The organism is Paenibacillus xanthanilyticus (assembly GCF_042682185.1).
Lineage (GTDB): Bacteria > Bacillota > Bacilli > Paenibacillales > Paenibacillaceae > Paenibacillus_Z > Paenibacillus_Z xanthanilyticus.
Map to the genome: position 1 here is coordinate 1,072,841 of NZ_JBHUHA010000001.1, position 15,409 is coordinate 1,088,249.

Genomic DNA, 15,409 nt, shown 5'->3' on the forward strand with positions numbered 1-15,409 from the left:
TTTGAGACGGCCTCTCTTTGCACACGACGCGTGATGCATCGCCAATTGCCTATGAGCGTTCCTGCGAATTAGACGCCGGCGCCGACGGCCTCCGGACGTTTGATTTGCAGCGGCGGCGGCATCAGCCATCCTTTTTCTTTGCTCAGGCGCAGCATTTTCACGCCGATCGCGGCTTTGGTCGCATGATACTTGCCGAATAACGCGCCTACGTCCTCACGAACCGACATCCCCATCACCGTGCTGGCGGCAACCAGCCCGGCGGCCAGGTCGGCCGACACCATCGGGGCGATCTCCTGATCGGCGAATCTTGCGCCGATCGGAATCTCCTCGAGCTTCGCCTCGGGACGCTCCGGCAGCGTAGGGGCCGGCGTAAGGCCGTTGGCGATCAAAATTTCATCCAGTTCGCTGATTTCCAGCTTCGCTTGACGAATGTTCTCTTCGAGAATGTCGCGCAGCTCTTTATCGCCTGTATGGAATTTCAGCGCGCTGTACGAGGAAACGCAGCCCTTCGCTGTCGTCGACGCTTGCCAAATCGCGAAAATCTCGCCGTAGTGCAGCGGTTCGTCTTTCGGGTTGCCGCTTAATACGCCCATGTCGTGAACGCTCCTTTGAAGTGAGATAATGGCGTGCTCGGGCTGGTTCAGCCGAGAACATGATTAATATCTCCAACACCTTCGCGGCTATCCGATTGAGGAAACCTGCATTATTTTCCACGCCCAAAGTAGACATTGCGAGACTAGTCTCGCGATTAACCAGCCAATGCTTGGATGCCTTGATAGCCGAAATACGCGCCGAATCCGATCAGCGACACCCCTGACAGCACGGAAATCCCCATCAGGCTCTTCTCGTTCAGGAATCTGCGCATGCCGGTCGTCAGTGAAGCCACGCAGATATCCCAGAGCATCAACCCCAAGAAAATCATGCTGCTGTAGAGCAGCAGGTGGCTCGTGCCATAACTCGTGGCGGTTTTCGCTAGTATCGAACCATAGATGCCAAGCCAGAACAGGATGGACATGGGGCTCGTGATCGAGAGCATGAAGCCGACGAGGAAGCTTCGCCACAGCGAATCCTTGCGTCTGCCTTGGTACGCGATCGGAATTTTGTTGGCGGACTGAATGCTCTCGAAGCCGGAATAAATGAGGATGATCCCCCCGAAGAGCCACAGGAAGATTTGCACGATCGGAATGTTCAGAAACTGCACGACGCCCATGTAAATAAGCAGCATGAAGACGGCATCCGCCATCATCGACCCCGTCCCCACGATCCACGCATGCCAGAAGCCGTTCTTGATCCCCTTGTCCAGACGTGCGGAGTTGACGGGTCCGATCGGCGCTGCAAGCGTTAAGCCAAGCAATACGTAACTGATCAACAGCTGGATACTCAAGTCGCTATTCACTCCCGGCCCCTAAAGTGCAAACTTGTACACTGTATGCCCGGTTGTCCGATTTTATCCGCTTGTCCTGCATAAACCTACTACCAAAAAAACCTCTCGCAACCGGCATAGCCAGTCGTCGAGAGGTTCGCGTGCACGCGAGTGCCGCAGCGATCGCTTACGGAATCGCGGTCGGAGCCGAAGACCACTGCGCGCGGTCCCGGTTCCGGTCGAAGTGCCGAATGGTGAAGAGAATCGATACGAGTAAGAGGAGCTCGAAAATATTCGTCAGCGCGGAGCTGTCGATGTCGATCGGGATGGCTCTTCCTAGGACGAGCACGCCGACGCCGACCAGCATCCACGGCCATCGGCGCCGGAAGGTAAGAATCGCGCCGACGAGCAGCACGGCTGCGGCCGCAGCTAGCACCATGATCGGGTAGGAGGCTTCCGCCGACGTGCCGTAACGCAGCGCGCCGTATTCGTCCTCCAGCTTCAAGTTCGCCACCTCGCGGCTAGTGACGGCCAGCGACTGGTACACGATCAACCCCAGCGTGACGACCCATGCCAAGACGATCGGCAGCGACCGGTTGAACCATCCGCGAATGCGGGCGCTTCGTGCGATATCGACGGCGACGACGACGAGCAGCGGCGTGAACAAGGCGTGCAGCCAGAAGCGCGGATAGCTGAGGACGCGAAGCGTATCCCCTTCGCCGATCGCGCTGCCGACCGCGATGACCGCGTTGTCGTAGAACAGTCCGAACAAGACAAGCAGCACCAAGTCCCGCTGCTCCACCGTGCCTCTTCTCCTCATGACGGATAAACCGACGAACAGCAAGACCGCATAAGCGATCGCCATGGCGGCATAAATGTAACGGTCGATCGGAATCATTCCTTTCCGGCGAAAATGCGGTTCATGCGTCGGATTCGGAGGCATGACGTCCCTTAGGTTCTGCATGCCTCGAATTCCAGATACGTTTCTATACCCCGATTCTGCCGGTATGCCTCAGCTTCGACCGCTCTTCTTCCCTACCCCGCTTGTTGGCCTTGCGAATGTTCGTACAGCTCCCGATATTGGCCGCCGAGCTCGATGAGCTCCTGATGGCTGCCCTGCTCGACGATCTCGCCATGGCTCATCACGATAATTCGATCCGCCTGCATGATCGTCGACAGCCGGTGCGCGATGACAATCGTCGTGCGCTGCTTCGATACGATGCTGAGCGCATGCTGGATCAGCTGCTCGGTCTGGGAGTCGAGGTTCGCGCTCGCCTCGTCGAGGATCAACACCTTCGGCTTGAAGACGATGATGCGAGCGAAGGAGATCAGCTGCCGCTCGCCGGCGGACAAGCCGCTTCCCCGCTCTGACAGACGGGTGTCGTAACCGTCCGGCAGCTTCTGTACGATCGCGTCCGCCCCCACGAATTCGCACGCCCGCATGACGTCCTCGCGGCTGATCGACTCGTCGAACATACGCACGTTGTCGACGATGCTGCCCGAGTAGAGGTAAGGCTCCTGCTGGACGAGCCCGATCAGACGGTGCAGCGTCGCCTGCGGAATATCGCGCACGTCCGTCCCGTCGATGCGGATGCTGCCCTCCTTCACGTCGTAGAACCGGCACAGCAGGCTGATGAGCGAGCTCTTACCCGCCCCCGTAGTGCCCACGACGCCGATCATTTCGCCGGGATTAATATGCAGGTCGAGGCCTTGGATGATCGGGATGCCTTCTTCGTAGGAGAAGGAGATATGCTCGAAGTCGATCTCCCCTCTCACGCTGCCGAGCGGCTGCGCTTCTTCGGAGGCGCCTTGGCTCCCCTCAGTCGTGAGCGTCATTAGCTTGCGTGTAACAGCCCGCTCGGCCGACCGGGGCGCATCTTCCGTTTTGTCCGTGATCTCCGGCTCGGTGCCGAAAATCGTCCAGATGCGGGATACCGCCACGGTAGCGGATTGCAGCGTATTCCATTGCTGCGTAATCGTATTGATCGGCTGGAAGAACTGCCGGATATACGTGATGAACGCGTACAGGACGCCGAACTCCAGCTGCTTCCCGAGCACCGCGAATCCGCCGATCCACGTCACGAGCGCGATCGCGAGGTTGCTTAGGATATCGAACGTCCGGCCGAACAAGACATTCGTGCGGATCTCCCGCAAATTCGCGCGAAAATAGAGCGCGTTGCGTTCGTCGAACTGCCGCTCCTGCTCCTTCTGTTGATGAAACGCCTGTATGAGCCCCATGCCGGACAGATTCTCGGCTACGAATGCGACCATGCGGGATAACCGGGTCCGTGCAAGCTGGTACGTCGTGCGCATGAACGACCGGAACGCAATCGCAATCAGGAAGATGACAGGCAGCAGCACGAGGCTGTATAACGCCAGCGTCGTATCCAGCTGGAACATCAGCACGAGGATGAACAACAGCGTCAAGCCGTCCCGGAACAGGCTGAGCAGCACTTGGCTGAAAAATTGATTGAGCGCCTCGGTATCGCTGGATACGTGTGTAATGAGACTGCCGCTGGACATGCGGTCGAAGTAGCCCATCGACTGCTTCATGATATGACCGAACAGCTGCTTGCGGATTCGCGCGACGATGCTTTGGCCGATCTGCTGCAGCAGATTGTTCTGCAGATAAGCGAAGACGAAGCTGCTGACCGACAATCCCAGGTATACGGCGCAAATCAGCAGCAGTCCGCGAAAATCGTTCTTGCCCGCGAGCAAATTGTCGTCGATCGCGATCTTCATCAAGTATGGCTGCAGCAGTTCCGATAGAATGGCGACGACGGTGCATACCATAACGCCGGCAAGCGCCCATCGATGCGGCTTCACATAGCCGGACAGCGCCTTGAAGGCGGATATATATTGGGGCTTCTCGTCCTGCCGTCCGGGATCGCCCTTCTGATCCGCTTGCCAATTATGAATCGCTTGTGCCGGTCGCATGCTGGCTCCCCTCCTCTTGAATGGCGTGAAGATCGGCGTAAAGTCCCGGCTGCTCCAGCAGCTCTCGATGCGTGCCGCGCTGTACAATCACCCCATCGTCCATCACGATGATCTCGTCCGCGTGCTTGATCGCGCTAATCCGGTGGGCTATGATGATCGTCGTCTTGCTGCGGCGCTCCTGCTGAATCGAGTCGATAATGTCCTTCTCGGTCACCGCGTCGACGGCGCTGACGCTGTCGTCGAGGATCATGACGGGCGCCCGCTTGATCAAGCCGCGCGCCAGGCTCGTGCGCTGACGCTGACCGCCGGACAAGGTAAGCCCGCGCTCGCCCAGCCTCGTCTCGAAGCGCTCCGGTAGCTCGTCGATATTGGCATAGATCTGCGCTTGGCGCGCGGCGGTCTCGATCAGCTCCGCAGCGGCCGTCCGGTCGGAGAAGGCGATATTCTCCCGAATCGTCGTGCTGAACAAGAAGCCATCCTGCGGCACGTAGGCGATCTGGCCGCGAAGACTTGCGAGCGTCAGCTCTCTCACGTCCGCGCGCCCATAACGAATGGTGCCCGACGGCGGATCGTAGATCCGGAGCAGCAGCTTCATTAGCGTCGTCTTCCCGCTCCCCGTTCGGCCGATGATGCCGAGCGTCGAGCCCGGCGCGATCCGGACGCTGACGTCCTTCAGCACCGGCTCGGCGGACGGACTGTAGGCATAGGTCAATCGATCGATCTCGATGGCGGCGGCCGATAGATCCGCTTCTGTCGCCGCGGCCGATTCGACGATATCCGGCGTCTGCGAGAGCAGCCCGTTCAATCGCTCGAGCGACGCCCGCGAGCGTTGGATCGAGTTGATGACGTTCCCGATCTGCTGCAGCGGGTTCATCAGCATCCGGACATACAGCGTCAGCGCGACGAAGTTGCCGAGCGACAAGCTGCCCGCGATCGTTAAATATCCGCCGAACGCAAGCGCGATGATCAGCGCGATGGTGCCCAGGAACGGCACGAGCGACTGGAAGAAGGACGACACCCGCACCAGGCGCAGCTGCGCGGCGCGTATATCGTCGACGGTCTGCCCGAACCGCTTGTTCATGATCGGCTCCACCGCGAATTTCTTCGTGACGCGGATGCCGCCGAACTGCTCTTCCGCGGTCTCCGTCATCTTACCGAGCGCCTCCTGCACGTCAAGCGATCGCTGTCTGATAATCGGTCCAAGATAGACGACGATGAACGGAATGAGCAGCAGCGGGAACACGCTGGCCCCGATAAGATACAACGGGATGCCGCTGATGATCATCATCGTCATGGCCGACAACAGCAGCATCGTCGCGTTCGCCGTCTGATTAATGCCCATGGCGATCGACTCTCGGACCGCCGTCACGTCGTTCATGAAATAACTAAGCAGCTTGCCGACGCCATTCTTCGCGTAGAAGCGCTCGCCCATGCGCGTGAAGTGGCGGAATAGAAGACCTCGCACGTTGCGTTCGAATTGGCGTCCCACATACATGACGAGGTACATGGCGATGCCGCTGAACACGACGCTGCCAAGGCCAATCGCGAGCAGCTGCAGGCTGTAATCCGCGACAAGTCCGCGCGTCAGCTCGCCGCCGGACAGCTTGTCGGTGAAGGCGCCGAGCACCTTCGGATAGAACACGTTGATCAGGTTGGAGACGAGGTGAAACGTAATCGACAGCACATAGACGGGCCAGCTTTGGCGGAAGAAGTCCGCCAAAATCCGTTGCGATTTCACGTAGCGCTCACTTCCCTATTCCTTTAGGTTGGCTATGCTATGGGGGATGCGGGTTCCGCGGACTTTATGGGGCTTCGTCCGCTTCCGTCCGGTCCTCTTCGAGAATTTGACGGAGCGAGAAGCGCAAGCCGTGCAGCGCGGCGCGCAGCATGGCCGCTTTGGCCGGGTCCTGGAGCGCCTCGCGCTCCGCTGCTTTCATCAGATGGATAAGTTCCTTCCCCGCCGGTGTCAGACGGCGTTTGCGCTGAGGGGGCTCCACCGGCGGCTGCTCCTCTCCGACCTCTGATGCCGGCTGTTCGGCTTCCCGAACAATCGCTTGCCCTGCATGATCCTGAAGCTGCTGGAACTCCTTCTCCGCCTGCAAATACGCCTTGCCTTCCGAGGTGATCTCGAATACTTTCTTGCCGTCCACCTTGGATGCGGTGACGAAGCCTTGATCGCGCAGCATCTGGAGCGTCGGGTAGATCGTGCCCGCGCTAGGCTTGTAGGTGCCGTCCGACTGCTCTTCAAGCGCTTTCATCATTTGGTAGCCGTGCATGCCGGAGCGCAGCAGCAGCTCGAGCAGCGCGTATTTCACGCCGCCGCGGCTGAAATATCTCCGACCCGTACCGGTCGAATCGCGCTCGGAGCCGTCGTGTATGAACAGACGTTCCTCCTCTTGCCAGACACTTGCCATAGCCTGCCTCCTTTCCCGATATATCGTATTACCACCGATTCTATACGATATATCGCAAACTGGCAATTGCTGCCGTCTATTCTTGCGCGACCGCGTGGCGCGCAGCAATAAGGCTGATCGCCGAAGCTCCGCCTAGTCGCGACTTATTCGCCGGTCGATCGGATCGACCGCCCGTTGGCTAAGCCGTAAATGTATTAGCAGCAAAAAAAAGATGACACCTGCACGTACAGGCATCATCTCGGTTATGAGGCGCAAGTCTTTCTAGCAAAGACTGCTAGTAGATTAGGAGGCTTTACATGCTAACGCTGGCTAGCCTCCTCTTGGCAGCTTAGACATCCGCCGCGCAGCGGAATCCCATATGCCCTGTCGAGCTGTCCGGCGTGTTCGACGTTCGGGCCGCGACCCGGTAGCGGTTGCAATAGGACCGATGGCAGAGATACGATCCGCCCTTGAGGGTTCGCGTCGCGCCCGCCGCGACTCCGCGCGGATTGACGCTCTCTCCGGAGCGGTGGTATTCCGGGCTGAACCAATCGCTGCACCACTCCCATACATTGCCGGCCATATTATACAACCCATAGCCGTTCGGTTCGAACGACCGCGCCGGTGCCGTGCCGGCATACCCATCCTCCGCCTCGTTGACGCGCGGGAACGTGCCCTGCCAAATATTGCAGCGGTGCTCGCCGTCCGGCGTCAGCTCGTCCCCCCATGGATAACGCCTGCCGTCCAGTCCGCCCCTTGCCGCATACTCCCACTCCGCCTCGGTCGGCAGCCGCTTGCCCGCCCACTTCGCATAAGCAGAAGCGTCATGCCAGGAGATATGCACGGCCGGATGCTCCAATCGGTCTTCGATGCTTGTCCCGGGGCCTTCCGGCGCTCGCCAATACGTGCCCTCTACGCTCCACCACCAGGGCGCGCTCTGCACGACCGAGGTGACGCTCGGACGGAGACGCTCCGGCACGAACAGATGAAAGACGAACGACCAGCCGAACTGCTCCGCTTCCGTCACATAGCCGGTCGCGTCGACGAACGCCTGAAATTGCGCGTTGGTCACGGCCGTCTCGTCGATATAGAACGGGTCAACGGTCACGAGACGGGACGGGCCTTCTCCGTCCAGCGGGAATACGTCCTTGTCGTCGGTTCCCATACGGAATTCGCCGCCGGGAAGCAAGACCATGCCGGCTCTGACTATGGCCCCCGCAGCCCCGTCTGCAGACGCGTCCCGCTCCGCTCGCTCCGGGTGCTCGAGCACCACCGGATCCCCTTCCCTGGAGGAAGCCACCAACTCCGCTGCCGACGCCGCTTCCGCTCCTGACGCGATCGGCTTAAGCTCCGTCCCTCGGCTTGCAGCGCACCCGCACCCGCAGGAGGTTTGAATCTCTTTCATCGTCGTTCACGATCCCTTCTTCGCATGACTGCCGCTTGTTGAAACTAGCTTATCACCTGAATTCCGAGTCGTAAAGTATGAATTGTTGCCCGCCACAAGGAAAGGAAATCCGCCGCTGCCCCGCTCAGGATGCGGACATCTACCGCGACCATGCTATCGCTAGTTTCATAGAGTACTGGGAGAGACCGCTTCTTCCCTATGTTCGCCGTAGTTCTAGCGTCTCGCCAAGCGCTTCAGGGAAAGGAGGAATAAGGATGCCCTTTTCAACCGGAACGATAACCAACACGCGGGCGACCGGCACCGCCTCTTCGACCCTCGTCATCAGCACGCGCAACTTGAACATCGCGGCCGCTTCGACGATTTCGATCCAAATTTTCGCGTCCGTCGACTCGAACACGTTCTACACCGCTTATGTCGATTCGTTCGTCCTTGCCGCCAACTCGTACAATGTCCGCACCTATGTTATCGGCGGGAACGTCGCCTACGAAGTCCAGGTGAACTCGTCCGCTTCCCAAGTGCTGTTCTCCGTCTTCGGCATTGACGAATTTGGGAACATGGTCCCGAATCAAGGCCGCACGCAGGCGGAGCTCAGCTTCATCGCGCAGCTCAGCCCGATCATTTAATGTACGCGGCATGTATCGATTCTTGTAATGTAGTAACGGCAAAAGCCTGCCGCGTCATCCGACCGGCAGGCTTCCTGCTGTTCCCTATCGACTTCCCGCGCCGGAACGCGCTTGTTCCCGGTAATCGTTCGGCGTCGCGCCCGTCGCGCTCTTGAACACGCGGTTGAAATGCCTCACGTTGCCGAAGCCCGTGCTCTCGGCGATCACCGTCACCTTCTCGCTGGAGGCGGCAAGCCGCTTCTTCGCCTCGTTCACCCGCAGGTCGGTCCAATACTCGACGAGCGACTTGCCCGTGCGCTGCTTGAACAGCGTCGAGAAGTAAGCGGGGTTGAGAAACACCTGCTCGGCCACCTCGGTCAGCGTCAGCTGCTCGCGGTAGTGCTGATTCACGTAACGGATCGCTTTCTCGATCGGGTCGCTCTCCGGCTGCCGCCGGCTGCCCGCGATGCAATCGGCCAGATGGCTAAGATAGGCCCGGCAGCACTCGATCAACTCGGCGCGCGACGTAATCGCGCACACGTCCAGCAGCACCGCTTGAATCGTCCGGTCGCCAAGCCATGCCTTCGTAAGGACGAGCTTCTCCGCCTCCTCGTAATAATGAAGCAGCAGCTTGCAAATTTGCTGATGAATCGTCTCCGGACTTCGCGCCTTCGCGCACAGCTCCGCGATCATCTCGGCCGCGAGCTGACCCGCCTGCGCCGCTTTCCCTTCGAGCACGGTCGTCTCCAGCGAAGACCACGACCACTCGCGCAGGTTCGAGGCCAGCTCTTGACTGCTTTCTTTAGTCTGCGCGTAGGAGATCACCCTGTCCCCGCCGACGATGAGCCGGTGCAGGAGGGCGATCTTCGCCTCATGGAACGAACGCGGAATCGCCTTGATTCCTTCCACGGCGCTCCCAAGCCCGATGGTAACCGTCAAGTTGGACAAGGAAATCGTGCGCCTGCGGACCGATTCCGCCAGCTCCATGAGCGGATTGACCGATGCCGCGCCGCAGTCCAGATTGACGAGCGCGACGACTTCCGTATCGGAGAGCACGAAGGAGAAGCCGTTCGCTCGCTGGTCCAGCAGCTCCTGCACGACCTGTTGGATGTACAGCTGGAAGAGACTCGGGTCCGCCTTGCCGTAACGATCCCGGTCCAGCGCATCTTTGTCCAGCTTAATCACCATGCAGGCGAAGCATGGCGCGCCGAACGTCAAGCCGATTCGCCCGAGCAGCGCCAGCTCGTTCTCGTTCACATCTCCGCGGAGCAGCCCGGCGACGAGATGCTCGCTCACGTGCTGCCGGATTTGCCTGGCGTCCGCGGGTTCCGCCGCGAGCAGCTCGGGCACGGCGGCTGATTTGGCCAGCTCGCCGCGCAGCTTGCGCAGCGTCTCCAGCAGCTCCTCGCGCTCCACCGGCTTCATCAGATAATCCCGCGCGCCGTGCCGGAGCGATTGCTGCAAATACGTGAACTCGTCATAACCGCTAAGCACGACGACGTGTATGTGGGGGAACCGTTCCTTAACGATCTGCTGCAGCTGAATGCCGTCCATGCGCGGCATGCGAATGTCGGTCAATACCACATCCGGCTTCAGCTGCTCCACCTGCTCCAGCGCTTCGCAGCCATCCTTGGCTTCTCCGGCGATCTGCCAGCCGTCCGAAGCGGATTCGATCATTTTGCGCAAGCCTTTGCGAAAAATCGTTTCGTCGTCCACAATGAGTATCGTTGGCATTACCCGGCTCCTCTCTGTGCCGCCGCCTTGGCTGCCGGCATGCGGATCGTCACTTTCAGCCCTTGGAAGGGCATGCTCTCCAGCTGCAAGCCATACTGCTCCCCGTAATGCAAGCGAATGCGCCGGTGTACGTTCAACAGCCCGTTGCCGCTCGTGCCCCCTAGATCCCGATCGTTCAAGAGCCGCTCGCGCATATCGGCCAGACGTTCGGCGGTCATGCCGATGCCGTCATCTTCGATCACGATGGACAACGTCCCCTGCGATTGGAAGCAGGTCAGCCGGATCAAGCCGCTGCCGATCCCCTTGTCCAGGCCGTGATTAATCGCATTCTCGACGATCGGCTGGATCATCAGCGGAATGACCGGCACATCGGCAAGCGAGGGGTCCGTCTCCAATTGGAAATCCAGTCGTTCCTCATAGCGCATTTGCTGGATCGTCATATAGCCCTTCACGTGCTCCAGCTCATCCCGCAGCGTGACGATCTCCTTGCGGCCGCTGAGCGAATAGCGCAGCAGCCGGCTCAAGTTGTTCGTCATCTTCACGACTTCCCGGTTGCCCTCCACCTCGGCGTACATCGAGATGGAACCGAGCGTATTGTAGAGGAAATGCGGGTTGATCTTGCTCTGAAGCGCCGCGATCTCGGCATCCTTCTCGCGGATCTCCGTCTCGTAGAGCCGGTAGCCGAGCTCGCTCAGCCGCGACACCATCGTGTTGAACGCGCTGCCGAGCTGGCCGACCTCGTCCCAATGGCCTACCGGAAATCCCACGTTCAAATCGCCGCGCTCGACCTTGCGCATGAGCGTCCGCAGCATGCGCAGCGGCTTCGTAATGCGGAAGGCGATCACGACCGAGACGAGTACCGCGAGTCCGATGCATACTGTACCGGCCAGCAGGATCGAATTGCGCACGACGAGCGAATCTTTCATCAGCTCCGCCACGGGCACGACGCCGACCGTCGTCCAGCCCGTCACCGCCGAGGCGACGTGCGCGACGAGCAAGCTGCGGCCATCGGCGTTCATGTGCGTCACGCCTTCTCCCTCGAGCTTGCCCAGCTCCGGATAGACGGCCGTTTCCTCCTTGCGCAGCACGAGATCGCCCGCGCCGTCGGTCATATAGAGCGATTCCTTGCTTCCCATGCTCACCTGCGCGAGCAGCTTCCGGACGGCAGCCGGGTCGATATCGATGACGATATAGCCGAGCGTCTCGCCGCTGTCGAAGCTGCGCAGCTCGCGGGCGATCGAGAATACTTGATAGACGCTGCCGCTGGTCGACCGCACCTCGTGCGTCGTGATGAACGTCGGCTGGCCGAACTTGCCTCTGGCTTGCTCCAGCCACTCCGCTCCCCCGTCCAGCTGATACGTGGTCATATACTGGCTTTCAGGCAGCACGACGTAGGAAGCGCCGCGTTCGCCATACAGCGAAATGCCCATGATGTCGACGCGGCCGTTCAGAAATACTTTGGAGACGAAATTGTTCAGCTGCCCGATCTCCGCCAGCGTCAGCGGTTCGCCCGGGGAGCGGGGAGAAGCGAGGAAATCGAGAATTTCCTCGTATTGGTACGGCATGAGCGACAGCCGATTGAGCTCGTTCATGTACGTATCGATATTGAGCGTCACCTGCTTCAGCGTCTGCAGCTGATAGCTGCCGACCTGCCCCTCCATCTTGGCGGCGAAGCGCCCGAAGGCGAAGAAGCCCATCGCGCCGAGCGGCAGCACGATCAAGAGAACCTGGACGAGAATCAGCTTGCGGGCGAGCGCCAAATTGCCGAACCATTGCTGCATATTCCGGATTCTTCTGCGCATCCCGATCACCTGCCCTGCTTCGCCAGCTCGAGATTAATCTGAGCGGAAGCGGCCCGGAGCGTCTCTTCCGGCGACTGCTCGCCGTAGTTCATCCGCTCGAATTGCCGGATGATCGTCTCGATGAAGCTCCACTGCTTCGTATGCTTGGGCCAAAAGACGACCGAATTGGCGGCAGCCGCATAGTCGCTGCGATAATTGAGCGCACGGAATGCTTCCGTCTGCACGATGCTGCTTACGCTCGGCACATGGCCGGCTTCCGACCATTTGGCCCCGTGCTCGGCGACCCACTTCATGAACGTCATCGCGGCCTGCCGCTTCTCCGGCGGCAGCTCGTGCCGCGTCGGAATCGTCAGCGTATGGGAATCCGCCCATGCGGCCGGCTTATCGTACAGCGTCGGCAGCGGAACGACGCCGAAATTCAGACCGTCCGCCTTCTCCAGCGCCCCCGTCGCCCAGACGCCGGTGATCAGCACCGCGGCCTTCCCCTCGTGGAACAGCTTGAACGCATCGGGGATGTCCGGCGGAATGAGATGGCTTTCATATAAGCCATGGATATATTTAAGCGCTTTCAGCGCGGCCGGATTGTCGATCGCGGCATGCGTGCCCTTCGCGTTGTAGAATGTGCCCCCGCCTTGAATCTGATTGTACAGGCTCCACCACAGCCAGACGGAATCGATCCGCGTGCTGGGCTGAGCGAGCGGCGCGACGTCGGCCGGCACGGCCTGCCGGATACGCGTCAAGAACGCCGTGAAACCCGCTTCGCCGGTACCGATGACCGGCTTGCCATCTCCGCTCAACACGCCCGCCTGGGCGAGAAACGTCTTGTTGTAATACATGACCAGCACGTGCGTATCCAGCGGGACCGCGAATACGCGCCCTTGGAACTGCGTCGCCTTCAGCACGGAAGGGTTAAAGACGCCGAAGTCCAGCCCCGCCTCCTCGGCAGGCGCGGACAAATCCTCGATGTAGCCGTTCTGCACGAACTGCGGGAGCGAGGTCGCGTGGATGACGGCGACGTCCGGCGCGTTGCCGGACAAGACCGCGGTGCGCAGCCGGGAATAATAGTCATCCAGCCGCGAATTCATCTGCACGACGTGGATCCCTTCGTGCTCCTCGTTGAACTGGTCCACCAGCTCGGTCATGAAGACGTTGTCGCCTCCGCTGAACGGCGTCCAATACTCCAGCTGGACCGCTGGCGATGCCGCCGCCTTCCCCGCATCCTCCGCCTCCGCACCGTTCTGGCTGCACCCGGTCAATAGCAGGCTTGCCGCCATAGATGTGATCAAACTTAGTCTGGTAAATGCCAAGATGGACAAGCCTTTCATGACCAGCGCCTCCTATACACTACTTCATTGTCGTTCGATCGAGATAATCGATCCGCAGCTCTGCGGTCGCATCCTCCAGTATAAGGGCGTTCACGCCCGCCTTCAATCGCAATGTGACGGATTGTGTCGCGAATGCATTGCGGTCGCCGGCAGCAAATTCCAGCGTAGCCGCTTCGCCATCCTCCTTGCGTACGGTCAGCTTCGCCGGACCGCCGGAGGGGTTGGACGCGGCAATGCGAAGCTCGTATTCGCCGGTCTTCGGGACGATGACGTTCGGGAACCGCACACCTTCGCCTTCGCCTGGCGTAAGCTTCACGAGGCCGCCGCCGGAAGCGTACACATTCTCGTCCGGTTCGCCCTGGCTGCCGATCTCGGCGAATTCCGCTTCGTACCGCGGCAGCTCGATCGCTTCGATGACGGCTCCCGTGCCGCTTGCCGTTACGCGGATGCTGTTCATGCCCGCTTGGAGCGGCACGTCCGCATACGCATAGCCAGCAGCGTCGGCAGGCTGAAGCTCGATGGCGATCGACTCGCCGTCGTTCGCGCTTACGGTGCCCTGCAGCGCGTCGCCGGTTGTGTTCCGATAATGAATCATCAGCGGGGCGGTCGTTTTCACCCGGGCCGGGATCAGATCGAACGATGCTTCGGCGGCCCCTTGCGGGTCTGCTCGGAATACGCCGGTGCCCGAAGGAACCGCGATCGCCTCGTCCAGGCCGAGCGGCTTGCCGAGCGCAAGGTTCCCCGCTTCGTCCCAGACCAGCTTCTGCGCGCGCGCCTTGCGGTTGCTCCACCCGTCGCCCGGACCGCTGGTCGCATGATAGACGATCCACTGCTCCGCGCCGTCCGGCGACGTCGTGAACGAGTTGTGGCCCGGACCGAATACACCCGCCTCCTCGTCCATACTCAGAATCGGCTGCTCGCGCTTCGTCCAGCTGGCCGGATCGAGCGGATCTGCCCCTTTCGTAAGCGACAGCATGCCCAGCGCATAATGAGGCGTCCAGCTGCCCGCGCCCGAATACACGATATGCACGTTCCCGTCATGATGCAGAATCGATTGCCCTTCATTAATGTAAGGGGGACCGCCCGCCTTCTCCCAGTCCAAATCCGGCTCTGACAGCAGCACGCGCGGACCGCTGATCGTGAGCGGATCGCTCATGGGCGCGATGTACGTATTCTGCTGCACGTTCACGTCGCCTTCCCAGCCCGACCAGACGAAATACAGCTTCCCGTCGATTTCCGCCGCCAAGCCGTCGATCGCCCACTTATCCGTATCGTCCGTGATTTGCCCTTTGAACGAGTAGCTGCCCATGGGATCGTCCGTTTCCGCTTCGAGCGCGAACATCCGATGATTCTCGTTGCGGCCGTCGTCGGCCGCAAAATAGATGTACCATTTGCCCTGGATAAATTGAATTTCCGGCGCCCACAGCTCCGCCGAGTAATTCGTCCCGACATCCGGGTACCAGACCGTCTTCCGCTCCGCGTCCTTGAAGTCGATCGTCCGGGATTTCATCACCATGACGTCCGCGCCGTTATGCGTGAACGTCATATAATAGTAGCCGTCCTTGTAGACGACGCTCGGATCCGGCGTATCGATCTCCGCCAGCGTATTCTTGAACGTCCCGCCGTGCCCGTTATAGACCCAATCGGACGATTCCCGATCCTTCCCCGTATTCATCATCCAGCCTCCCCACCCCATCGCGATGACGATCAGCGCGGCTGCGCCGATGAGCCATCGTGTTGTCGTTGCTTTCATCATGGCCTTCCTCCCGATACCTGCAAGGTGTAACACGGCTGCCGCATTCTAATGGCAGTACCGTGCGTAGACTTCGGCGCGCATAAGTTCGAAAA

General features: G+C 60.2%; 12 protein-coding genes. 1 reads left to right on the forward strand and 11 read right to left on the reverse strand.

What is annotated here, in order from left to right; translation table 11 throughout:
* Window positions 1-68: 68 nt before the first annotated feature.
* The 7 genes from ACFSKT_RS04540 to ACFSKT_RS04570 all read right to left on the reverse strand — a co-directional run bounded on the left by ACFSKT_RS04540 (window position 69) and on the right by ACFSKT_RS04570 (window position 8,098).
* Entirely contained in the window at window positions 69-593 is a 525-nt protein-coding gene (locus ACFSKT_RS04540) for a DUF3231 family protein (protein WP_377718868.1), read from the reverse strand.
* Window positions 594-748: 155 nt separating this feature from the next.
* Complete coding sequence (locus ACFSKT_RS04545) at window positions 749-1,384, reverse strand: LysE family transporter (protein ID WP_377718869.1); 636 nt, start codon at window positions 1,382-1,384, stop codon at window positions 749-751.
* Between the two features lie 166 nt (window positions 1,385-1,550).
* Window positions 1,551-2,327 (reverse strand): hypothetical protein, encoded by a 777-nt coding sequence (locus ACFSKT_RS04550; protein WP_377718870.1) that lies wholly within the window; start codon window positions 2,325-2,327, stop codon window positions 1,551-1,553.
* A gap of 71 nt (window positions 2,328-2,398) precedes the next feature.
* Window positions 2,399-4,300 carry an ABC transporter ATP-binding protein gene (locus ACFSKT_RS04555; protein WP_377718871.1) on the reverse strand — a complete coding sequence of 634 codons (1,902 nt, stop codon included), beginning with the start codon at window positions 4,298-4,300 and terminating at the stop codon, window positions 2,399-2,401.
* Window positions 4,275-6,038, reverse strand: coding sequence for an ABC transporter ATP-binding protein (locus ACFSKT_RS04560; RefSeq protein WP_377718872.1), 1,764 nt, complete (start codon window positions 6,036-6,038; stop codon window positions 4,275-4,277). The genes ACFSKT_RS04555 and ACFSKT_RS04560 overlap by 26 nt, the downstream gene beginning before the upstream one ends.
* A gap of 64 nt (window positions 6,039-6,102) precedes the next feature.
* The gene (locus ACFSKT_RS04565; RefSeq protein WP_377718873.1) at window positions 6,103-6,714 is read right to left on the reverse strand and encodes a PadR family transcriptional regulator; all 612 of its coding nucleotides are present in this window, start codon (window positions 6,712-6,714) and stop codon (window positions 6,103-6,105) included.
* A 328-nt stretch (window positions 6,715-7,042) separates the two neighbouring features.
* A complete protein-coding gene (locus tag ACFSKT_RS04570) occupies window positions 7,043-8,098 on the reverse strand; it encodes a formylglycine-generating enzyme family protein (RefSeq protein WP_377718874.1) in 1,056 nt (351 codons plus the stop codon).
* A gap of 254 nt (window positions 8,099-8,352) precedes the next feature.
* Between ACFSKT_RS04570 and ACFSKT_RS04575 the strand changes: the two genes are divergently transcribed.
* Window positions 8,353-8,721 (forward strand): hypothetical protein, encoded by a 369-nt coding sequence (locus ACFSKT_RS04575; RefSeq protein WP_377718875.1) that lies wholly within the window; start codon window positions 8,353-8,355, stop codon window positions 8,719-8,721.
* 84 nt (window positions 8,722-8,805) lie between these two features.
* On the opposite strand, the gene ACFSKT_RS04580 is transcribed toward ACFSKT_RS04575, so the two are convergent.
* From ACFSKT_RS04580 to ACFSKT_RS04595, 4 genes are read right to left on the reverse strand one after another with little or no spacing between them, the layout of a single operon-like run.
* Window positions 8,806-10,434: a response regulator gene (locus ACFSKT_RS04580; protein ID WP_377718876.1), complete on the reverse strand. Its 1,629-nt coding sequence runs from the start codon at window positions 10,432-10,434 to the stop codon at window positions 8,806-8,808.
* Window positions 10,434-12,236, reverse strand: a complete 1,803-nt coding sequence (locus tag ACFSKT_RS04585; RefSeq protein ID WP_377718877.1) for a cache domain-containing sensor histidine kinase — start codon at window positions 12,234-12,236, stop codon at window positions 10,434-10,436. Before ACFSKT_RS04585 ends, ACFSKT_RS04580 begins: the two co-directional genes overlap by 1 nt.
* A gap of 5 nt (window positions 12,237-12,241) precedes the next feature.
* The gene (locus ACFSKT_RS04590) at window positions 12,242-13,561 is read right to left on the reverse strand and encodes an ABC transporter substrate-binding protein (RefSeq protein ID WP_377718878.1); all 1,320 of its coding nucleotides are present in this window, start codon (window positions 13,559-13,561) and stop codon (window positions 12,242-12,244) included.
* 19 nt (window positions 13,562-13,580) lie between these two features.
* Window positions 13,581-15,317 (reverse strand): family 43 glycosylhydrolase, encoded by a 1,737-nt coding sequence (locus ACFSKT_RS04595; protein ID WP_377718879.1) that lies wholly within the window; start codon window positions 15,315-15,317, stop codon window positions 13,581-13,583.
* Window positions 15,318-15,409: the final 92 nt, after the last annotated feature.